Origin of the sequence: Methylobacterium sp. Leaf112 (genome assembly GCF_001423295.1) — a bacterium.
Classification (GTDB): domain Bacteria; phylum Pseudomonadota; class Alphaproteobacteria; order Rhizobiales; family Beijerinckiaceae; genus Methylobacterium.
On the sequence record NZ_LMNG01000031.1, the window covers coordinates 121618 to 142085 of the forward strand.

General features: G+C 68.1%; 14 protein-coding genes and 3 pseudogenes. 10 read left to right on the plus strand and 7 right to left on the minus strand.

All coding sequences use genetic code 11. The features are described from left to right. Nucleotides 1–31: 31 nt before the first annotated feature. Complete coding sequence (locus ASF52_RS16420; RefSeq protein ID WP_056174334.1) at nucleotides 32–448, plus strand: NADH:ubiquinone oxidoreductase subunit NDUFA12; 417 nt, start codon at nucleotides 32–34, stop codon at nucleotides 446–448. A gap of 100 nt (nucleotides 449–548) precedes the next feature. Further along, complete coding sequence (locus ASF52_RS16425) at nucleotides 549–1226, plus strand: DUF2155 domain-containing protein (RefSeq protein ID WP_082483538.1); 678 nt, start codon at nucleotides 549–551, stop codon at nucleotides 1224–1226. 386 nt (nucleotides 1227–1612) lie between these two features. Here ASF52_RS16425 and ASF52_RS22180 read toward each other — a convergent pair. From ASF52_RS22180 to ASF52_RS16435, 3 pseudogenes are all read right to left on the minus strand, one after another. Continuing rightward, nucleotides 1613–2244: pseudogene (locus tag ASF52_RS22180) on the minus strand (IS3 family transposase); the annotation flags it as partial. Nucleotide 2245: 1 nt separating this feature from the next. After that, nucleotides 2246–2446 (minus strand): annotated as a pseudogene (locus ASF52_RS23325) (transposase); the annotation flags it as partial. A gap of 67 nt (nucleotides 2447–2513) precedes the next feature. After that, nucleotides 2514–3136: pseudogene (locus ASF52_RS16435) on the minus strand (aldehyde dehydrogenase family protein); the annotation flags it as partial. A 387-nt stretch (nucleotides 3137–3523) separates the two neighbouring features. Between ASF52_RS16435 and ASF52_RS22185 the strand changes: the two are divergent. Next, nucleotides 3524–6247 (plus strand): PAS domain-containing protein, encoded by a 2724-nt coding sequence (locus ASF52_RS22185; protein ID WP_443136690.1) that lies wholly within the window; start codon nucleotides 3524–3526, stop codon nucleotides 6245–6247. Nucleotides 6248–6332: 85 nt separating this feature from the next. Here ASF52_RS22185 and ASF52_RS16450 read toward each other — a convergent pair whose 3' ends face one another. From ASF52_RS16450 to ASF52_RS16460, 3 genes are read right to left on the minus strand one after another with little or no spacing between them, the layout of a single operon-like run. Beyond that, nucleotides 6333–8468 (minus strand): peptidase domain-containing ABC transporter, encoded by a 2136-nt coding sequence (locus ASF52_RS16450; RefSeq protein WP_056174338.1) that lies wholly within the window; start codon nucleotides 8466–8468, stop codon nucleotides 6333–6335. Further along, nucleotides 8468–9895 (minus strand): HlyD family efflux transporter periplasmic adaptor subunit, encoded by a 1428-nt coding sequence (locus tag ASF52_RS16455; RefSeq protein WP_056174340.1) that lies wholly within the window; start codon nucleotides 9893–9895, stop codon nucleotides 8468–8470. The genes ASF52_RS16450 and ASF52_RS16455 overlap by 1 nt, the downstream gene beginning before the upstream one ends. Beyond that, complete coding sequence (locus tag ASF52_RS16460) at nucleotides 9892–10779, minus strand: LpxL/LpxP family acyltransferase (protein ID WP_056174342.1); 888 nt, start codon at nucleotides 10777–10779, stop codon at nucleotides 9892–9894. The genes ASF52_RS16455 and ASF52_RS16460 overlap by 4 nt, the downstream gene beginning before the upstream one ends. A gap of 669 nt (nucleotides 10780–11448) precedes the next feature. On the opposite strand from ASF52_RS16460, the gene ASF52_RS16465 reads away from it, so the two are divergent. From ASF52_RS16465 to ASF52_RS16495, 7 genes are all read left to right on the plus strand, one after another. Then, complete coding sequence (locus tag ASF52_RS16465; protein WP_244473837.1) at nucleotides 11449–11844, plus strand: acyl carrier protein; 396 nt, start codon at nucleotides 11449–11451, stop codon at nucleotides 11842–11844. Continuing rightward, entirely contained in the window at nucleotides 11841–13034 is a 1194-nt protein-coding gene (locus tag ASF52_RS16470) for a beta-ketoacyl-[acyl-carrier-protein] synthase family protein (RefSeq protein WP_056174343.1), read from the plus strand. The genes ASF52_RS16465 and ASF52_RS16470 overlap by 4 nt, the downstream gene beginning before the upstream one ends. Before the next feature lie 30 nt (nucleotides 13035–13064). Beyond that, complete coding sequence (locus ASF52_RS16475) at nucleotides 13065–13589, plus strand: MaoC family dehydratase (protein ID WP_056174345.1); 525 nt, start codon at nucleotides 13065–13067, stop codon at nucleotides 13587–13589. 263 nt (nucleotides 13590–13852) lie between these two features. Next, complete coding sequence (locus ASF52_RS16480; RefSeq protein ID WP_082503017.1) at nucleotides 13853–15205, plus strand: TolC family protein; 1353 nt, start codon at nucleotides 13853–13855, stop codon at nucleotides 15203–15205. A gap of 203 nt (nucleotides 15206–15408) precedes the next feature. After that, nucleotides 15409–15804 (plus strand): hypothetical protein, encoded by a 396-nt coding sequence (locus ASF52_RS16485; protein ID WP_244473838.1) that lies wholly within the window; start codon nucleotides 15409–15411, stop codon nucleotides 15802–15804. 144 nt (nucleotides 15805–15948) lie between these two features. Beyond that, on the plus strand, nucleotides 15949–17481 hold the full coding sequence (locus ASF52_RS16490) for a DUF2252 domain-containing protein (protein ID WP_082515356.1): 1533 nt from the start codon (nucleotides 15949–15951) through the stop codon (nucleotides 17479–17481). A 77-nt stretch (nucleotides 17482–17558) separates the two neighbouring features. Then, on the plus strand, nucleotides 17559–19721 hold the full coding sequence (locus tag ASF52_RS16495; protein ID WP_056174350.1) for a helicase-related protein: 2163 nt from the start codon (nucleotides 17559–17561) through the stop codon (nucleotides 19719–19721). Here ASF52_RS16495 and ASF52_RS16500 read toward each other — a convergent pair. Continuing rightward, nucleotides 19690–20436 carry an arginyltransferase gene (locus ASF52_RS16500; protein ID WP_056174352.1) on the minus strand — a complete coding sequence of 249 codons (747 nt, stop codon included), beginning with the start codon at nucleotides 20434–20436 and terminating at the stop codon, nucleotides 19690–19692. The genes ASF52_RS16495 and ASF52_RS16500 overlap by 32 nt on opposite strands. Nucleotides 20437–20468 lie beyond the last annotated feature (32 nt).

Consider the following 20468-nt stretch of genomic DNA (forward strand, 5'->3'; position numbering starts at 1 on the left):
GCGGCCCCTAAGGCCCTTTCAGGCGAACGCGATGGCTCTCAAGGACACGCTCCTGCGGATTTTCACCTGGTGGAACGGGCAGACCATGTCGCTTGCCCTCTACACGGCACGCAAAGGGCAGTTCGTCGGCACGGACGAAGGCGGCAACACCTATTACCGGGCGCTTGGGCCCCTCATCGACCGGTCGGTGGGGCCGGAGCGGCGCTGGGTGGTCTATAACGGCTACGCCGACGCCTCGAAGGTGCCCCCCGGCTGGCGCTCGTGGCTGTGCCACAACGCCGACGTGCCGCCGAGCGAGGAGGCCTACACTCCGCGCGAATGGCAGAAGCTGCATGTCGAGAACCTCACGGGGACGCTCGGCGCCTACCGCCCGAAGGGCTCGCAACTTAGTACCGGCCAGCGCCCTCCGGCCACCGGTGATTACGCACCCTGGAATCCGGGCGCGTGAGCTTCGGGCCGGACACGGCCCTTTTTCCACCAATGTTGCACGCTTAACCGCGGGTCGCGTCGTCATCGCCTCGTGGCGCGCCGTCACAAGGGAGCGAGCCGTGAGCCGCAGCACCGCACGCGTTTCGCGATCCGGCCTCCTCGCCGCGCTCTTCGCCATTCCGGCCCTGACCTTCTCCGCGCTCCCGGCCGGGGCCGACAAGATCAAGAACCCGACCGCGGTGTTCTCGGGCCTCGACAAGATCACCGGCCGCATCGTGTCGTTCGAGGTGGCGGTGGACGAGACCGTGCAGTTCGGCGCGCTCCAGCTCACCCCGCGCGTCTGCTACAGCCGGCCGCCGACGGAAAGCCCGAAGACCACGGGCTTCCTCGAAGTCGACGAGGTCACCCTGGACAGCAAGTACCGCCGCATCTTCACCGGCTGGATGTTTGCGGCGAGCCCCGGCCTGCACGCCATCGAGCACCCGATCTACGACGTCTGGCTCGTGGATTGTAAAGGCGGCTCCGACGTGATCGCCGAGGCGAAGGAGCAGGAGGATACGCCAGTTCTGGCGTCGAAACCTGAAAAATCCCGGCGCCAGCGCGGTGGTCAGGACGCGACGCGGACGGCCCAGCAGGTCAACCCCAACGGTCAGGTGGACGTCGAAGCGCCGCGCGGCGTGCCGGTCCAGCCGAAGCAGAAGCCCTCGCGAAAGTTCTTCCCATCGAACGAAGGCCCGGCACCGGCCCCCCCGTCGCCGCCGCCGCCACAGAACCTGTTCGACGCACTGTTCCGGTAGGGTGAGACGGAATGGCGTGAGGGGCCGCCCCCTCCACCGGAGCGCTAACGCTGCATCCTATTCGAACGGGCGGATAGCTCACTGCGTGCGGTTCGGAAGGTCTTTGATCCCGCGATTTGGCGATACGGTCGAGCACCCTATCGCGAGGGATAGGCTGTGGGGGCGGGTTTTCCATGGAAGCGCCACCGCCACGGCGGCAGTCCGCTGCGCGATTCAGACACGTGCAGAGAGCGTAAGGGCGCTGGCGCGGCGCAAAGACGTCTGCCCGATGACGGTGCTGCGCGGCGCAAGCGGACGAGCACAGCCCTCGCGGCGCCAGTGATCCTCCCCCGTTTCGACGGACGTGGGTTTATCTCGCGTTCCGCTCGGCCTGCTCGGGTGTGGTCGGTGATGTCCGCCAGCCAGACCGTGTTGGGCAGGGCAGCCGAGAAGAGCTGCTTCAGGAGGTCGGGTGCGACCGGCAGATCGTGACGGCTGTCGGTCGTGCAGGGCCGGAACCGACGCCCAGCCAAGGCCCGGATGCCTTGGCGGCGCATGAGGCGCTCCACGCGTCCGCGACTGGCTGTTCGGCCCTCCGCGCGCAAGGCAGCGTGCACCCGAGGTGAGCCGTAGCGCCTATGATGCTCGGCATGGATCCGCCGGACGTCGTCGAGGAGTTGATGGTTCGACGTTGACGGTTCGACACCGACCGGGCGCTCTCGGGGCGTGACCGCCAGCCGTAGTCGCCGCTGGGGGAGACTTCGAGCACGCGGCACATGAGACGCACTGGCCAGGTGCTCGCATGCTGCTCGATGAGGGCAAACGTCACTTGGGCATCTGCGCGAAGATGCCGATCGCTTTTTTTAGGACGTCGCGCTCCATGCGCGTCCGGTCGAGTTCACGCCGCAGACGGGCGATCTCAGCGGCTTGGTCGGAGGGGGACGCCACCGGGCTCGCAGGCGCGGCTCCCGGTGACCCTGCTCTCCGCGGTGGTGGGGAGCCACCCATCAGCGCCGAGCGCCACGGCCTCAGCATCGAGNCGCAGGCGCGGCTCCCGGTGACCCTGCTCTCCGCGGTGGTGGGGAGCCACCCATCAGCGCCGAGCGCCACGGCCTCAGCATCGAGGGTTGGATCCCGAACTCGGCTGCGATCTGCATCTGCGGCCGGCTGCTACTTTCCAGCAGGGCCACCGCCGCGCGTTTGAACTCGGGGGTGAACTCGCGTCTCGTCTTGGCCCTCAAACACCTTCCCAGCCCGCAAGGAGCGTATCAGAGGTGTCCGTGAAAGCGGGGGAGGATCAAACTCGGTCTCCATGTCGCCGTGGACGACGGAGAACACACCGTCCGGCAAGCCCGCCTCCTTGAGCCAGGCGGCGACCAGGAGTGCCAGTGAGGGATCGCGCTCGGAGGGCTTCAGCACGAAGCGATTGCCGCAGGCGAGCGCGCCGGGAACATCCACATCGGTACCATGACGGGGAAGTTGAACGGGGTGATGCCGGCGACCACGCCGAGGGGCTGGCGCAGGGAATGACTGTCGACGCGGGTGCCGACATTCTCCGTCACTTCGCCCTTGAGGAGCTGTGGCGCTGCGGTGGCGAACTCAACCACTTCGAGCCCGCGCTGGATCTCGCCCTCGGCGTCGGACAATACCTTGCCGTGCTCTGCGGTGATGAGGGCCGCGAGCTCGTCGATGCGCTCCTCGGCGATGCGCAGGAATGCGTTGAGGATGCGCGCCCGGCGAAGCGGCGTGGTATGGGCCCAGTCGCGGGCGACCGCCTTCGCGGCCGCCACCGCATCGTTCACATCCGCCGCGTCGGCCAGCGCGACCCGGCCGGTCTCCTCGCCGGTGGCGGGATTGTAGACGGGGGCGGTTCGCGTACCGGTGCCGGGAACGGTCCGGCCGCCGACGAAGCGGTGGATTGCGGTGGGCATGGCTGTCTGGTGTCCTGTTCCTGGGAGATACGCGAACCGGCGGATCGAGAGCAAAGGGAATGCCTTCGACGGAACGTCGCGACATCCGCGTCAGGAAATGTTCATGTCCCTGCGCGGCCGCGGGGCAGGCGGCGTGCCGAAGACGGTTGCCACGGACCGAAACGGGTGGCGGTGGTTTCCGCTCGTGGGCGTGCCGAGCTTTCCCTCCCCCGATGGCTACCGCCGCGAGGCGGCGGAGTTCACCCCGGGCGATTCCAAGCGGCGGCGTCGCCAGAATGTCATGGCTCGCATCATCGCCGGTAATCGTGCCGGACGCCCTCGCCCATAACACAATCACCGGCTAACCCGGTCCGCATGCAGGCCCTATCCCTTCCGGACCCCGAAACCTTGTCCCGCGGGCAGCTCGAAGCCGAAGTGCGCCTGCTGCGTGCCCAGTCGGGCTCGCTCGCACAGATGTTCGAGCAGGCCCCGAGCTTCATCGCCCTGCTCAGTGGCCCGGAGCACCGCTTCACCCTCACCAACGCCGCCTATCAGCGGGCCATCGACCACCGCGACGTGGTCGGTCGCACGGTGGCCGAGGCCTTGCCGGACGCGGCGGCGCAGGGCTACGTCGATCTCCTCGACGACGTGTTCCGCACCGGCCGGATACACAAGGCGACGGGCGCGCGGTTCGATGTCCAGGCCACGGCCGACGGTCCGGTCAACGAACGCTACCTCGACTTCGTCTACCAGCCGATCACCGACGCGCAGGGCACCGTCGTCGGCATCTTCGTCGAGGGGCACGACGTCACCGAGCGCACCTTGGCGGAGACCGCCTTGCGGGCGAGCGAGGCGCGCTACCGGACCCTGTTCGAGAGCATCGAGGTCGGCTTCTGCATCGTCGCGATGAAGTTCGCGGGCACCCACGCCGTCGATTACCGAATCGTCGAAGCCAATCCCGCCTTCGTTCGGCAGACGGGGGCCGATGTCGCCGGCCGGTGGGTGAGCGAGTTCGCCCCCGACCTGGAACGCCACTGGTTCGACACCTACGGCCGCGTCGCCCTCACGGGCGAGCCAGAGCATTTCGAGCATTACGCGGACGTGTTCGGACGCTGGTTCGACGTGCGCGCCCTGCGGACCGGCGATCCGGCCGCACACCACGTTGCCATCTTCTTCTCCGACATCACGGAGCGCCGGAACGTCGAGACCCGCGCGGAAGCCGGTGAACGCGAATTGCGTCTCATCACCGACGCGCTGCCGGTCCTGATCTCCTTCATCGGCGCGGACCACGTCTATCGCTTCGCCAACCGGGCATACGAAGACTGGTTCTCGATGCCGGCGGGGGACGTGGTCGGACGGGACGTCAGGGACCTCCTCGGACCGGACGCCTATGCCACCCGCAAGCCCTACATGGACCGGGCGCTGGGCGGCGAATCGGTGACCTTCGAACTCGACTGGCCGCAACGCGACGGGCGGCATCGCGTCGCCGAGATCCGCTACCTGCCGCGGTGGGACCCGGCCGGCACCGTCGACGGTTTCCACGTGTTCGTGCACGACGTGACCGCACGCAAGCAGACGGAATCCGAACTCGCGCGCCAGGTCGCGCTGCGGACCGCGGAGCGCGATCAGGTCTGGCAGGCCTCCTCGGACCTGCTCTGCGTCGCCACCCTCGACGGGTACTTCGTCAGCCTCAACCCGGCCTGGCCACGGACGCTGGGATGGAGCGAGGCCGAGATGAAGGCGCGCCCGTTCCTCGACTTCGTGCATCCGGACGACGTGGCATCCACCCTCGCGGCGGCAGCCGGCTTGGCGCGCGGCGAGCCGCAACTCACCTTCGAGAATCGCTACCGCCACCGGGACGGCACGGACGTGTGGCTGTCCTGGAACGCGGTGCCTCGCGACGGCCTGATCTACGCCTCCGTGCGCGACGTGTCCGAGGCCAAACGTCAGGCCGAGATCCTGGAACGAACCGAGGAGGCTCTCCGGCAATCGCAGAAGATGGAGGCGGTCGGCCAACTCACCGGCGGCTTGGCACACGACTTCAACAACCTGCTCGCAGGTATCTCCGGCTCCCTGGAGCTGATGCAGACCCGGATGGCACAGGGGCGGCTCACCGAGGTCGATCGGTACATGACGGTGGCGCAGGGAGCCGCCAAGCGCGCCGCCGCGCTCACCCACCGGCTCCTCGCCTTCTCCCGGCGCCAGACCCTCGACCCGAAGCCGACGAGCGTGAACCGTCTCGTCAGCGACATGGAGGAACTCGTCCGGCGCACGGTCGGCCCCGCGATCCAACTCGAGGTCGTGGGTCTCGCGGGCCTATGGCCGGCGCTGATCGACCCGGGCCAGTTGGAGAATGCGTTGCTCAACCTGTGCATCAACGCCCGGGACGCGATGCCGGACGGCGGCCGCATCACCATCGAGACCGCCAACAAATGGATGGACGAGGCCGGGGCCCGCCAGCACGACATGCCGCCGGGTCAGTATCTCAGCGTCTGCGTGACGGACACCGGAAGCGGCATGTCCGCCGACCTCATGGCCAAGGTGTTCGAACCCTTCTTCACCACCAAGCCCATGGGGGAGGGCACCGGGCTCGGCCTGTCGATGGTGTACGGCTTCGCCCGCCAGTCCGGCGGACAGGTCCGGCTCTATTCGGAGGTCGGACAGGGCACGACGGTCTGCCTCTACCTGCCGCGCCACTACGGTGAGGCCGACGAGGCCGACGTCACGCGACGCCCCCCCGAAATCGAGCGTGCGGGCCAGGGCGAGACCGTGCTGATCGTCGACGACGAGCCGTCGGTGCGCATGCTGGTCACGGAGGTGCTGGAAGATCTCGGCTACACCGCCATCGAGGCCGGCGACAGCATCGCCGGTCTGAAGATCCTGCAGTCGGATGTCCGGATCGACCTGCTGGTGACGGATGTCGGGCTACCGGGTGGCATGAACGGGCGCCAGATGGCGGACGCGGCCCGTGATCGGCGGCCCGACCTGAAGGTGCTGTTCATCACCGGCTACGCCGAGAACGCGGTCCTGGGAAACGGATACCTTCGCCCGGGAATGCAGGTTTTGACAAAGCCGTTCGTACTGGAGACGCTTGCATCCCGCATCAGGGATCTCATCGCCAGGACCGTCTGACCCCGGGCATTTCACGATGCCATGCGCAGCACCCGCCGGAGATTCCATTAGGTCCCGGGGGGGCAAGCCGTGCGGGCGTTCGGCGTCACGCCGCCCGCTTCAACCCATCGATCTGCTGCAGCCGCCCGTCCTTCACCTGCAGGATGCGGTCGGCGAACGGCAGCAGGTGAGCGCTGTGGGTCACGAAGACCTTCGACACCGGGATCGCCATCAGGGCGCGGATCAGGGCCTCTTCCGACACGGGATCGAGGTTGGCCGTGACCTCGTCGAGGAGGAGCAGCCGGGGCTGGCGGCACAAGGCGCGGGCGAGGATGAGCCGTCGGCGCTGGCCGGTGGAGAGCAGGGGGCTCTCGTCGGAGAGGAGCGTGGCGAAGCCCTGGGGGAGGGACTGGATCTCCTCCAGCAGCCCCACCACCGACAGCGCGGCCTTCATCTGCTTGTGGGTGACGTCGGGCGAGAACAGGGACAGGTTCTCGATCACGGTGCCGGCAAGCACGCGGTCGTCGGCGAAGACGCAGCCGATATTGGCGCGATACTCGTGGATGCCGAACTCCTCCAGGGGGCTGCCATCCACCATCATCCGGCCGGTCGCACGGACGTTCAGGCTGGACAGGACCTTGAGCAGGGACGACTTCCCGCAGCCCGACGGCCCCACGATGGCGATGGTCTCGGGCTTGTCGATGCGGATGGTCAGATCGAACGGTTCGATGAGCGGCCGGCCGCGGCGGCCGAACTGGATCGACACCTCCTCGAGGCTGACGCTGCGCCGGATCAGACGGTCGATGCGCAGGCCGGCGCTCGCCGGTTCCGGGCTCTCGTTCAGCACGTCGTCCAGGCGGGCGAAGTGGACCCGCATCACCGAAATCTGCAGCAGGCTCATGATCAGAGTGTTCATGGCGGTGAAGAACGACGCCCGCAGGGCGAAGAACGCGTACAGCACACCCACCGACAGGGTACTCTTCATCACCTCGGTCACGCCCATGAACAGGGTCGCGACGGTGCCGAGCATGAAGATCAGGTGCAGGAACAGATCCGCGTCGATGGAGAGCTTTTTCGCGCGGTAGCCGTAATTGGCGAACCGCGTGAAGTTCTCCAGCCATTTCAAGCCGAAGAAGTTCGTGGTGTTGCCGACCTTGAGGGCGCGGATCTGGGCGAGGCCGTCGAGCAGGCGGGCCTGCTCCTCGGAGCGAGATTCGAGGGTGAGCGCCGTGCTACGGGCGATACCCGGATAGGTGGCGAAGCGCACGAGGATGGCGGCCGCCAGGGTCACCACGGAAGCGAACGCCATAGCGGGCGAGTAGTAGTACATCATCCCGACGAGCAGGATCGACATCGTCCCGTCGGCGATGGACGAGACGAAACCGCCGACGAGGAAAGTCTTGATCTGGTCCACCGACGAGACGCGGGTGACGAAGTCTCCGGGATGCCGGGCCTCGAAGAACGTCATCGGCAGGCGAAAGGCGTGGGAGACGATGTTGCGGGTGAAGTGAATCTCGAACAGCGTCGCCGAGCGCAGGGCCACGAGGTCGCGAAGCCAGCGCGACAGGGCATCGAGGGCGCTGAAGAGGATGAGGCCGATGACCACGACGGTGAGGAGGTCGAGGTCGTATTGCGGGATCACGCTGTCGACGGCGGTCTGCAGGAAGATCGGCGTCGCCAGGGCGAACAGGGTCGCGGAGAACGACAGCACCGTGATGAGGGCCAGGGTGTGCTCGATGCCCCGACACGAGCGCAGGACCGCCCAGAACAGGGACTTTCGCGACGTCTTCACCGCCTCGAAATCGACCCGCCGCTCGAACTCGAGGGCGATGCCGCCGAAATGGTGCTCCATGTCCTCGCGGGCGTAGAGCCGCTCGCCGAAGGCCGGATCGTGAACGTGGAACGTGCCGCGCACCACCTTCTCGAGCACCACGAAGTGGTTGCCGTTCCAGTGCAGGATCGCCGGGCAGGCGAGCTTCGACAACTCGCCGGTGTTGGAAATGGCCAAGCCCTGCGCGTCGAGCCCGATCTGGCCGGCGACTTCGACGATCTCCGCGAACGTCATGCCCTCCTGCGACGGCGGGAACAGCGCACGCAGGTAGGGCAGGTCGATGTCGTGGCGGTGCGCGTTGGCGACCATCGCCAGGCAGGCGAGCCCGCATTCCATGGTTTCGTTCTGCAGAACGGTCCGGACGGCGCGTTTGCGCTCGCCGAACCCGCCGAACACCGATTGGCCGAACATCAGCGTCCCCTCAAGGCTCGGATCGGATCGAGGACCCAATCGAGCAGGCGGCGGCGCTCCACCACGATATCGGCCGAAAGAGTCGAGCCGATCTTCACGGGAATGCGCTCGCCATAGGCGTCCACGTCGGGCCGGTCGGGCCGGATCTCGATGCGGTAGGCGGATTGGCGCTCCACTGGGCGCGGATCCAGGCCGATATCGGGCTTGTCCTCGCCCGCGAGGCCGCGCACGGCGGCGGTGGAGATGTAGGTGATGGTCCCGTGCTGGATGCCGAAGGTCTTGAACGGGAAGGCATCGTACTTGATGATCACCCGCTGACCGACCTTGGCGAGGCCGACGGCGCGGGCCGGGGCCTCGACGACGACGAGGGGGGCGGCGTTCGGCTCGCCGGTGGCGGCCACGAACTGGCCGGGCTTGACCGAATCCCCGACCTTGGCGGCGAGCGCCAGCACGGCGCCCGCGCTCTGGGCCTGAACCTCGACGGCGGTCTCCGTGCGCAGCATCGCGAGCCGGCTGTCGGTGGATTCGATCTGGTTCTGGGCGCTCGCCTTCTGCGACACCTTGGTGGCGACGAGGAGGTCGAACTCGCGGCGCCGCTCCGAATCCTGGCGCTGCACTTCGAGGCGCTTCAGGCGCAGGTCGGAGAGCTGGCGCTCCAGGTCGAAGGTTCCGCGCTCGTGCGATTCGAGCATGTCGCGGGTGGCGTAGCCGTCGCGCATGTAGGCGGCGATCCGGCGCACCACGGCGCGGCTCTTCTCCGTCGCGGCGGCATGGCGCTGCGCCTGCTCGGCGAGGCCGGCATAGAACACCTCCTGGTCGGCCGCGATCTGCGCCTGCTGCTTCGTCGCGCGGGCAATGAACGCGTCGGCCCGCTCCACCTCGTCCTGCAGGCCCTTGCGGGAGAGTTGGAGGTTGCGCATCTCGGCCTCCACGGCCGATTCCCCACCGGAACTCGCAGAGCCGATGCGCAGGGCGTAGACCGCTTGGCCCGCTTTCACGGGATCGCCCTGGTTGAGGAAGATCCTGGTGATCACGCCGGCCCGGGGCGCGTCGAGGCGGGCGAAACCGCCCGTGGCCGCGACCGTGCCGCGCACGGTTTCGGTCTGGGCGAAGTGACCGAACCACAGGCCGCCGATCACCGTGCACACCGTCAGCGCCACGAGCCCCGTCGCCAGAGTCGCGGTTCGGTTCTGACGCAGATCGATGGTCTGGACGATGCGGGGATTCTGGGCGATGCCGGGCATCGGCCCGTCATCGGGATTCCCGGAGGTCTCCTCCGGCTGTGCCTCCGGCGGATCATCGTCGACGGAACGCGCATCGGACTCGGCCCGGACCATATGGCGGGCGGCAGCGGCCTCGACGCTCCGAGCCGGGGATTGCGTCGTGTCGTCCTCGGGTGGGCCGGCCCGGGTCACGTCGAAGGTCATGCCTGTCCGCCCTCGTGGAGAAACTCGTGCAGGCGCGGCCACATGAACCATTGGGCGGGGGCCGTCAGCACCGAGGTCTCGATGTGGCGGCGAACCAGACTCGTCACCCGTGCCTTGGTCTCCGGACCGCTATCGGCGACCTCGAAGGGCTGCCCGCAACGAACCGTGTCGCCAGCGCAATCCGACGTGATGGAGAGCGGCAGGACCGCCGCCTCCGTCAGGCGGGCGAGGCTGTCGATGCCCATGGCGAGGCGGATCGGTCGGCCGAACAGGGTGGTCTCGACGGGTCCACCGTAGCTCGCCGGCAGGTCGACGAACGACACGATGACGGACCCGGTGCGGGCGAACCGGATCGCATCGATGTAATCCTGCTTGTCGCGGACGTTCAGGAACCGCATCTCCATGCCCATCTCGGAGATGCGCTGCATGACGCGGGTCTCGACGGCGCGGTCCTCGCGCGCCCGCAGGATCAGCATCCGCCGATCGCGGAAGAAGTCGTGGATCAGGCGAGCGAAGGGCAGGGCGAAGCAGCCCATGTGGAGCGGCGCCAGGATCACCGGCTTCCCGCTCGACGCCACCCGGCGGATGAGCTCCGGATCGGCGAACCGCACCGATTGCCAGTCGGCGACGATGTCGGCGTGCGAGCGGGTCACCAGGGACAGCCACTCGAGGCCGTAGAGGTCGTCCGAAAACGCGGTTTCGGCATCGAGGCGACTGGCTTCGGCCCGGGGCAGGCGCAAGGTCTGGCGTAGGATCGGCGCGACGCCGCGTGCGGGCAGCCGGCGCGTCACCCGCTGGGCGAGCCACAGGGTCCGAAGGGCGCGGCGGCGCAGCCTCAGCGGCAGGGCGGCGACCCGCAACTGTAGAGGGGTGACGTCGTTCATCGCCGGGTCCAGTCCATCCACGGGCAATAGACTGATTTGCGTTGACAGTTCTTTAAGTGCGAACGCCGCCCGGGCATCCCGGGCGGCGTTCCATCAATATTCGTGATCGAGGCTTCGGCGGCGAGGCCCGATTTGATCCCGACCGAGACCGGTCCGAGCCGCCCTTACGAGCAGTCTGCGCCCTTGGACGGCGGGCAGTTCGGGGCCGGGGCCGGCTTGCAGTCGACGGGCTTGGTACCGCCGGAGACCTTCTTGAGATCAGTGAGAGCGAGCTTCTTCATGGGATGCATGTCCTGAATGAGAGGGTAGCGAAGTCAGTCGACCGGGCGGGCCGGCGAGTCGGCTTAGGAGCAGTCGGCGCCCTTGGACGGCGGGCAGTTCGGGGCCGGGGCCGGCTTGCAGTCGACGGGCTTGGTACCGCCGGAGACCTTCTTGAGATCGGCGAGATTGAGCTTCTTCATGGGGCTACTCCAGATCGAACCCGGCCTGACCTTGAGGCTGCCGGCTGGCTGCTGTTCAGCCATGGACAAACCGTACCCAGCACCCGGGGCCGCATCAATGCAGTCAAACTACGGTGCCGGGCCAATGGTTACCACCCGAGACTATTTCCGGAATTTACCATCAAGAGGGATAGATTTTGTAGAATACGAACCGCGACTTGCGGATTGAATGACCGGATTGATATTTGAGCCTCCTTCAGAGTTGCGAGGCCCACCAATGGTAACGCAGTTATCCACCCCCGCCGCTGCCCAAGACGAGATCGAGACCACCCTGCTCGAAATCTTCCGCACCCATTTGAAGACCGAAGGAACAGGTTGGGACGCCAACACCACCATGGCGGAAGCTCAGGTCGACTCCTTCGATCTGGTCGAATTGGTCTTCGAGATCGAGGACCGGTTCGGAATCGAAGTCAGCTTCAACGCCAATTCGGGCGAGACCGGTACGCTCACCGTCGGACACGTCGCCGAGATGATCCGGGCCGGACTGGCGGCGAAGAAATCCCAGGCCGCCAAATCCACCACCGCCGCCGACATCGCTCCGATGTCCAAGGTCCAGCTGGCATGACCGCCGTCGTGGTCTCGGGCCTCGGGGTCGCGGCCCCCGGCGGGCTCGATACGGAAACGTTCTGGACGAGCCTCGTCTCGGGACAGAACGTGTTCTCGGCGAGCCGCGCCCTGCCGGATTCGGGGATCGTGGTCGCGCAGATCGACGAGACCGCGGATTTCTCCCGCCTGCCGCTCGCCTCGCAGGCGGCCTGCGACCGCAGCGCGATCCTCGCCGTCGCTGCCGCACAGGCCGCGATGGCGGACGCGAAGCTGAGCCTCGACGCGGTGGCGCCGGAACGCGTCGCCGTCATCCTCGGCAATGGCGGCGGCGGCCTGACCAGCCTCGACGCGCAATACTCGCGCCTGTTCAAGGACGGCAAGCGCCCGCACCCGTTTTCCGTGGTGCGGGCGATGACGAGTTCTTCGGCGAGTTGGGTCTCCCTCGCCTTCGGCGCCAAGGGACCGTGCTTCGTCATCGCCAGTGCCTGCGCGTCGGCAACCCACGCCATTGGGCTCGCGGCGCAGATGATCCGCGCCGGCATCGTCGACATCGCCATCACGGGCGGGACAGAGGCGCCGCTGTCGCACGGCACCCTGATGGCCTGGGATGCCATGAAGATCATGAGCCGGACCCGGTGCCGCCCGTTCTCGCGTGGCCGCGACGGCCTCGTCGTCGGGGAGGGAGCGGGGATCCTCGTTCTGGAGCGCGCCGACCACGCCCGTGCGCGGGGGATCACCCGATCGGTCGCGCTCGCGGGTTTCGCCTCCAACGCCGATGCGGGCGACATCGTCGCGCCGACCGTCGATGGAATGGCCCGAGCCATGCGCTCCGCCCTCGCGGATGCCGGCCTCGCGCCAGACGACGTCGCCTACATCAACGCCCACGGAACGGGCACGCGCGCCAACGATCTCACCGAAGGCAACGCCATGGCGGACGTGTTCGGGCCGGGGCGCATCCCGCCGGTCTCGTCGACCAAAGGCGCCACAGGACACGCCCTCGGTGCGGCCGGGGCCCTGGAGGCCGTCGCCACGATCCTGGCCATGGAACGCGGGATCGCGCCGCCGACGGCGAACCTCGTCGAACTCGACCCGGCGCTGGATTTCGACGCCATCCCATGTGTGGCCCGGCCGATGCCCATCCCCGTCGCCATGTCGAATTCCTTCGCCTTCGGAGGTCTCAACGCCAGCCTGATCTTCCGGACGGCCTGAGCCTTTCGCCCGCCATCGGACCAGACAGCCATGAACGCGCACGTGACTCCGCCGGAAACGCTTTCACCCGACCCTGCGGCCTACCTCGACGCCCTGAGGGCGCGGGTCAAAACAACCATCGGCATCTCCGACTGGGTGGTGATCGACCAGACGCGGATCGACCGGTTCGCCGAGGCGACGGGGGATTTCCAGTTCGTCCATGTCGATCCCGTCCGGGCCGCCGCAGAGACGCCGTTCGGCGGCACCATTGCGCATGGCTACCTGACCCTCGCCATGGTGGGGACGTTCGCGGCGGCGGCACTTCCACCCCATCCGGCGGTGCGCCTCATGATCAACCTCGGTGCCGACAAGGTTCGCCTGCTGGCCCCCGTCCGGGTCGACCACGCGATTCGCGGCGTGTTCACCCTCGCGGGTGTCAGCGTCCTACCGGAGGGAAGGGCCGCCCTGCGGATCACGGTCGCCATCGAGTGCCGGCTGCCGGGTCCCTCTGCGACCGATCCGGTATTCGCACTGACCGCCGACCTGTCCATCATGCTGATACTCAACGAGGCATGATGGACAGTCGAAAAATCATCTTGTCCACTTGTCGACCGGACGAGACTTCAGCCCGACCACCGGTAGAAAACCGCTTCTGCGCAGGGACAATTTCTAGAACGAAATTACTTTATATCTTTCACAGTATGATTTTTATGAAAAGACTTAGTTGATTATCTTGACTGGATTACGCGCCTGTGAACGGTATGAGTTTCATCGCCGGTTAACCTTGACGGTCTATTCACGACCGACACGCAGCGCATGTCGGGCGACTGGATTTCAACATGGATCGGACGGAGCGGGCAGGGGCGGACGGCGGCCCGTGCGGCACCCATGGTGGCGGGGTGCGCCGCTCAGTGCGGTACGGCATGCTCGGCGTTCTGCTCCTCGCCGGTCCGGCGCCCGCGGAAACCCTCGACACATCGATGCACTGGGCCCTGCGCGACAGCTACGACCGCAAGGCCGACGATGCGCGTCAGGCAGCGGCGGAGGCCCGGGTTCTCGGCGGCTACGAAGCCTTCCTGCCGACGGCGGCCTACGTCGTCACCCACCGCCTCGACAGCAACATCCGGTACTCGCCGGACTTCACCAGCACGCCCGAAGCGCCCATCGGGATCGACACGGTGCCGCGGCGCCAGCCCGAGGTCGAGGCGTTCCAGCTTTCCCTGCCCCTGTTCGACGGCCTGCGACGCTACCACGATCTCGAGTCCGCACGAAGCGCTGCCGCCGCCGGCCGGGAGCTCCAGAACGACAAGACTCAGCAGATCCTGTACGACACGGCGAGCGCGTATCTCGCCGTCCTGCGTGACCGCACCATCCTGCGTCTGCGCCAAGTCGCCATCGCGGACGTGGCAAAGGTCGCCAAGAGCGTCGCCGTGAAGCTAGAGGTCCACGACGCCACCCTGGCGGACTCGGCCCTGGCCGAATCGCGGGTCACCGCCGCCATCGCTGCGCACGAACAGGCGAAAGCCAACCTGCTCGCCTCGGAACTCGCCCTGGCGCGCCTCGCCGGTCCGACGGCGAACCCGTCGGGCCTGCCTCGCATCCCGAGCGCGTTGCTGCCCCGGTCCCTCGATGAGTTGCGCGACACCCTGCTGCAGACGAATCCGCGGCTGCTCGCTGCCCGTCTCAATGCGGATTCGGCTGCCTCCAGCGCCAAGGTCGCCTATGCGCGCTTCTCGCCGCAACTGAACTTCGTCTTCGCGCATACGCGCCAGGGCGCCGTCTCGAACTATCCCTACAAGGTCCGTGATACGTCGGCGATGCTGCAGGCGCGCATCCCGATCTACGACCCCGGTGAGTTCGCCGACGTGGCGCGCGGCCACGCCCTCGCCGATCAGAGGTCCTTCGAAGCCCTCGATCTCGAGCGGACCGTCCTGACCCAGGCCTCCACCGCCTTCGTCCAGCGCACCTCGTTGATCGTCCAGACGAAGCTTGCGGCCAAACGCGTGCGCAGAATCGAGGACGCCGTGCTCGGCCGGAAGATGGAGCTCCGCCTCGGCTCCATGACCATCGTCGATCTGTTGAACACCCTGGCGGAATTGACCGAAGCCAATGTCGCCAAGATCAACATCGAATTCGAGCGCGACAGGATCACGTATTCCCTCGCCTCCGCCATGAACCGGCTTCGGGTTTAACGACTGCGGGCGCGAGACGCGCGGGCGCAGGATTCGCGCCGCAGAACCTGGGCCACGCGGCCCCGGCGGGAAGGCGTCGCCAGAGAGGGCCGGGCTCTTCCGGCGCGTGGACCTCGGTGTATCCTCGCTCGGCGGACGAAGCGGAGCCGGGAGATCGAATGCGGGGGCGCGAGCAGGTCGGGACGGGTCGTTCGGTCCGACGCGTGACACGGGAGTTGCGCCGCCTGGAGGCGCTGGCGGCCCGCCGGCGCCTACGGGTCCGACTCCTGCGCGGCCTGCGCGGCACCCTCGGGACGGGAGCGACCCTCGTGGCCCTGTTCAAGTTCAAGCTCGCGGCCTCCCTTGGTCTCAAGGTCGCGCTTGCCGTCCTCGTGGGAATCGGCCTCGCCTGGCCCGTCCTCGTCTTGGCGGTCCTGACCCTCATCGGCCTGGTTCTGGCCCTTGTCAGCGTCTTCGAGGGTGGTCATGCCGGGTCCCTCGATTGCCCCGATGGCTCGGGCTGCGAACGCCGGGAGAAGCGTGCCGAACGGCTCAAGCATCTCATCGCGACGCGAAGGGAATGGCTCGACGCTCAGGCCGTGCCGCCGACACCACCCTGATCTGTGCCGTCGAAGCGATACCCCTACGGATGCGACATCGCGGACGGCCACCCATACGGATTGCGGCCGCGCTTTAATCCCCCTGGGGGCAACGATGTGCCGAGGCTCCGGTTGTCCTCGGCACAGCGAGTACGGGTTGCGAACATGGAACGGTCGAACGACTTCATCGAGCGGCATCACCCGCAGGCCGAAGCCTTCGCAGGGCCCGAAGTCCGGGCGGCGGAAGAGCGCGTGCCCGACGCGGAAGCGGCCGAGGATGTCGTCCTCGAACCCCTGGCCGACTACCCCCGGATCGATCTGCGCGGTGCCGGCGAGCCCTGGGAGAAGCGTCGTGCCGCCGGCAAGGTCCTGCGGGATAACGTGCCGCACGAGAGCCATGCACCGCTCTTCCTCCCGGAGAATCGGCCCGATCCCGTGGCCCTCATCGAGGCCGCGCACGAGGGGCGCCAGCCCCATCTCGTCCCCTTGCGCGTGGCGCGCATGGCGAGCTCGCCGTTCGCCTTCCTGCGCGGGGCCGCGCACGTGATGGCCTGGGATCTCGCCCAGTCGCCTCGCAGCGGCATCATGGTGGCGATGAACGGCGACGCCCACATCTCGAATTTCGGTCTGTTCGGCACGCCCCAGCGCGACGTGGTGCTCGACCTCAACGATTTCGACGAAGTCACCATCGGCCCGTGGGAATGGGACCTGAAGCGCCTCGTCGCCAGCATCGAGGTGGCGGCCCGCGGCGATCACGTGGCCCCGGCCGAGCGCCGCGCCGCGGTCGTGGCGGCGGTGGGCGGGTACCAGCACACCATGACGGAATTGGCGCCCCAGGGCCCCCTCGACGTCTGGCAGCACGCCGCACGCGCCGACAACCTCGACTTCTCGGGCATCCGCATCGACGGCGAATCGCAGGGTGTCGTGCGCAAGGCCGTGGAGAAAGCCCGCAAGCGCACCAACCAGACCCTGCTCGCACGGGTCGGCGAGCGCCGCGTCGATGGCGGCTGGCGGTTCCGCGAGGACCCGCCGATCCTCACCCGCGTCGACGACGAGACCCGCGAGGCGATCATCAGCGGGCTCGAGCACTACGCCGACACCCTACCGCGCGAGCGCCGGTTCATGCTGAGCCGCTACCACGTGGTCGACGTCGCCCACCGGGTGGTGGGCGTCGGCAGCGTCGGCACCCGCGCCTACGTGGCCCTGCTGTGTGGCAACTCGGACCAGGACGTGCTCTTTCTGCAGGTGAAGGAGGCCGTGCGCCCGGCGCATGCCCCCTACTTGCCCGGCATGCCCGAGCCCTATGCCAGCCACGAGGGCGAGCGGGTGATCTACGGCCAGCGCCTGCTCCAGGCGGTGGGCGACCCATTGCTCGGCTGGACCAGTATCGCCGACCGGCCGTTCTACGTGCGGCAGATGAAGAACATGAAGGGCGAGATTCCGGTGTCGTGCATGACCGGTCAGCCGCTCCTGTACTTCTCCTGGGCCTACGGCGCGCTCCTCGCCCGCGCCCATGCCCGGACTGGGGATGCCGCCGCCATCGCGGGTTATTGCGGCAAGGACCGCCACGCCGACCTGCGCGAGGCCTTGGCCGACTGGGCCAGCGCCTACGGCGAGCGCAACCAGGCCGACTACGAGACTTTTCTCGCGGCCATCGCGGACGGCCGCCTCGAGGCGGCACCCGATCCGCATCTGTGACGATCCGTCGGGCTTTAGCGGTGGGCGGGGCGGTACGGAGCGCTTGATTCTCGGGCGCCCCGCCGGAAGGGTGGAGCATGGCGCGCCGCATTCACCGGACCACTGACTTTCTCGCCGACGCCCTGCACCGGCTCGGCATCGCGGCGGGCGCCGTGGACCGGGAGGCCCTGCGCGAGCGCCTCGGCCTGCCCGAACGCGGCGGCGTCTGCGAAGACGCGGCCGTCGCCCATGCCCTCCAGGCGTCCGATGCGCGCCGGACCTTCGCCCGCGAAGGCGTGCCGCGCCTGACTCAGGCGATCCCGGCCCTGCGCGCGGAGGCTGATCCGGACGGAGCCCTGCGCTGGCGGATACGGGTGTTGTGCCCGCTCCTCGACGACAACCGCCTGGATCTGCGAATCGACACGGCGCCGGATGCCGCGGCCGCCGAGATCCTCGACGAGATGGCCCTCGGGAACGATCCGGATTGGGCGCTCGACACCCTGCGCGCACAGGTGACCCAGGTCGCCGGCCGTACCCGTGGGGCACTGAACCGGACCATCCTGCGCCTGCGCGACCAGATCCGCGCCGACATGACGGAGACCGGGGCCGACGCCGTCACCTACATCGCCCATCTCGACCGGTCCCTGCGCTCGCGGGTCTTCGCCGATGGGCCGGATGTGGCGTCCCACATCCTCGACACCCTGAAGGTCGTGCGGGCCCGCGGGCGGGTAGTGGCGCAGGAAGCCTCCGGGACCCGGCGCCTGCGCGACCGGGCGGGCTTCGGCTCCTACATCGACAAGTTCGCCGCCGCCCGGCGTCTCGGCCGCCGCATCGTCTTCCACATGGGGCCGACGAATTCCGGCAAGACCTACGCGGCCCTGGAGGCTCTCACGAAAGCCGCAACCGGTACCTACCTCGCACCCCTCCGGCTCCTGGCCCTGGAGAATTACGAGGCCCTCGCGGCGCGCGGCCTGCGCGCCGGCATGGTGACGGGCGAAGAGATCCTGGGTGAATCCGACCCGACCCATACGGCACGCACCATCGAGACCGCGGATCTCCGCCGGCCCATCGAAGTGGCGGTGATCGATGAGATCCAGATGCTGTCCGACCCCGACCGTGGCTGGGCCTGGACGAACGCCCTGTTCGGCATCCCCGCCCGCCTCGTCATCGTCTGCGGCGCTGAAGACGCCCTCTCGGCCGTGCGCCGAGCGGCGGAGGCGGCCGGCGAATCCCTCGACGTGGTCACCTTCACGCGCAAGACGCCGCTGGTCGCCCTCGACGCGCCCGTACCCCTGGAAGCCGTCGAACCGGGTGACGCCGTCGTGGCGTTCTCGCGCCGGGCCGTGCACGAGAACCGGGAGATCCTGGTGGCCGCCGGGCGGTCCGTCGCGACCATCTACGGCGCCCTGTCGCCGGAGGTGCGCCGCGCCGAGGCCGGGCGCTTTCGCGATGGCGAGGCCGAGGTGCTGGTCACCACGGATGCCATCGGGATGGGCCTCAACCTCGGCCCCCTGAAGCGCGTGATCTTCGCGTCCGTCCGCAAGTGGGACGGCACCGAGGAGCGTGCTCTGACCAACGCCGAGATCCGCCAGATCGCCGGCCGCGCCGGCCGCTTCGGCCATCAGGAGGCAGGCTACGTCGCCGCCACCGACGAGGACGGCCTCGGACCGATCCGCGATGCCCTGTCGGGAGCGCCGACGGCCCCGGCCGCCGACACCCGCTTCTTCGTGCGGCCGGATCTCGCCGCCATCGAAGCCGCGGCCAGCGAACTCGGCACCGATTCCTTGAGCGCCGTGATGGCGCATTTCTCCCGCGCGACGTTCTACGACGGTTCGCCGTTCCAGCCCTCGGCGTTCGAAGAGTTCCTGGGCGCGGTTGAGGCGGTGGATCGCGCCGCACTCCCGATCCGCGAGAAGTTTGCCTTCGCGGTGACGCCCATAGACCGGCGCGACCCCATCGCCGTGGGGGTCGTCGAGCGCTGGGTTCAGGCCCGAACCTTGAACGCCACGGTGCCGGCCCTGCGTGCCGACCCGCACGGGGACCTCGCCTATCAGGAACGCACCGTGCGGCTCGCCAGCGCCTACCTGTGGCTCGCCCGGCGCTTTCCCGAGACCTTCGACGATGGTGCCGCCATTCGCGGCGTGCGCGAGCGTGCGAATGCGTCCATCGAGCGGACATTGCGGGAGACGGCGACCTTGAAGGTCACGCAGCGCGCGCAGAACAAGGCGCTCAGTCCACCCGCTGCCAGCCAGGGCCGGTGAGGCGTTCCTGGGGCAGGAACTTCGCCTTGTAGTCCATCTTGCGCGAGCCCTCGACCCAGTAGCCGAGGTAGAGGTAGGGCAGGCCGAGGTCCCGGGCGCGGCGGATGTGGTCGAGGATCATGAAGGTGCCCAGCGACCGCGGCGCCTCCTGCGGATCGTAGAACGAGTAGACCATCGACAGACCGTCGGAGAGCACGTCCGTGAGACAGAGGGCGACGGTGGGGCCGATGCCGCGCCCGTTGATCGCCGTGTCGGGCCCGCGTCGGCGATAGGCCACCAGGTGGGTGTCGACGTGGCTGTCCTCGATCATCATGGCGTAGTCGAGGACGGTCATGTCCACCATGCCTCCATCGCCGTGACGGGCATCGAGGTAGCGCCGAAACAAGGCGTATTGCTCGGACGCCGGGCGATTCGGCTCCGGGGTCCCGACGAGGTCGGCGTTGCGCTGGAGAATGCGGCGCTGGCTCGCCGAGGGGGTGAAATCGTCCACCACCACCCGAACCGAGATACAGGCGCGGCAGGTCTCGCAGGCCGGGCGATAGGCGATGGTCTGCGAGCGACGGAAGCCGCCCTGGGTCAGGATTTCATTGAGATCGCGGGCGCGGCGCCCGACGAGGTGCGTGAACACCTTCCGTTCCTCCTGCCCCGGCAGGTAGGGGCAGGCGGACGGCGCCGTCAGGTAGAATTGCGGTGTGTCGCGGGAATGACTCGTCACGCTGTGGGTCGCTCGCGGCCTCGCGGCGCGTC

What these genes read in the sequence shown, in the direction of transcription:
- ASF52_RS16460 (WP_056174342.1), bottom strand. Translation starts at nt 10,779, where the DNA reads ATGAACGACGTCACCCCTCTACAGTTGCGGGTCGCCGCCCTGCCGCTG.
- ASF52_RS16480 (WP_082503017.1), top strand. Translation starts at nt 13,853, where the DNA reads ATGGATCGGACGGAGCGGGCAGGGGCGGACGGCGGCCCGTGCGGCACC.
- ASF52_RS16450 (WP_056174338.1), bottom strand. Translation starts at nt 8,468, where the DNA reads ATGTTCGGCCAATCGGTGTTCGGCGGGTTCGGCGAGCGCAAACGCGCC.
- ASF52_RS16470 (WP_056174343.1), top strand. Translation starts at nt 11,841, where the DNA reads ATGACCGCCGTCGTGGTCTCGGGCCTCGGGGTCGCGGCCCCCGGCGGG.
- ASF52_RS16490 (WP_082515356.1), top strand. Translation starts at nt 15,949, where the DNA reads ATGGAACGGTCGAACGACTTCATCGAGCGGCATCACCCGCAGGCCGAA.
- ASF52_RS16465 (WP_244473837.1), top strand. Translation starts at nt 11,449, where the DNA reads ATGACCGGATTGATATTTGAGCCTCCTTCAGAGTTGCGAGGCCCACCA.
- ASF52_RS16455 (WP_056174340.1), bottom strand. Translation starts at nt 9,895, where the DNA reads ATGACCTTCGACGTGACCCGGGCCGGCCCACCCGAGGACGACACGACG.
- ASF52_RS16495 (WP_056174350.1), top strand. Translation starts at nt 17,559, where the DNA reads ATGGCGCGCCGCATTCACCGGACCACTGACTTTCTCGCCGACGCCCTG.
- ASF52_RS16420 (WP_056174334.1), top strand. Translation starts at nt 32, where the DNA reads ATGGCTCTCAAGGACACGCTCCTGCGGATTTTCACCTGGTGGAACGGG.
- ASF52_RS16475 (WP_056174345.1), top strand. Translation starts at nt 13,065, where the DNA reads ATGAACGCGCACGTGACTCCGCCGGAAACGCTTTCACCCGACCCTGCG.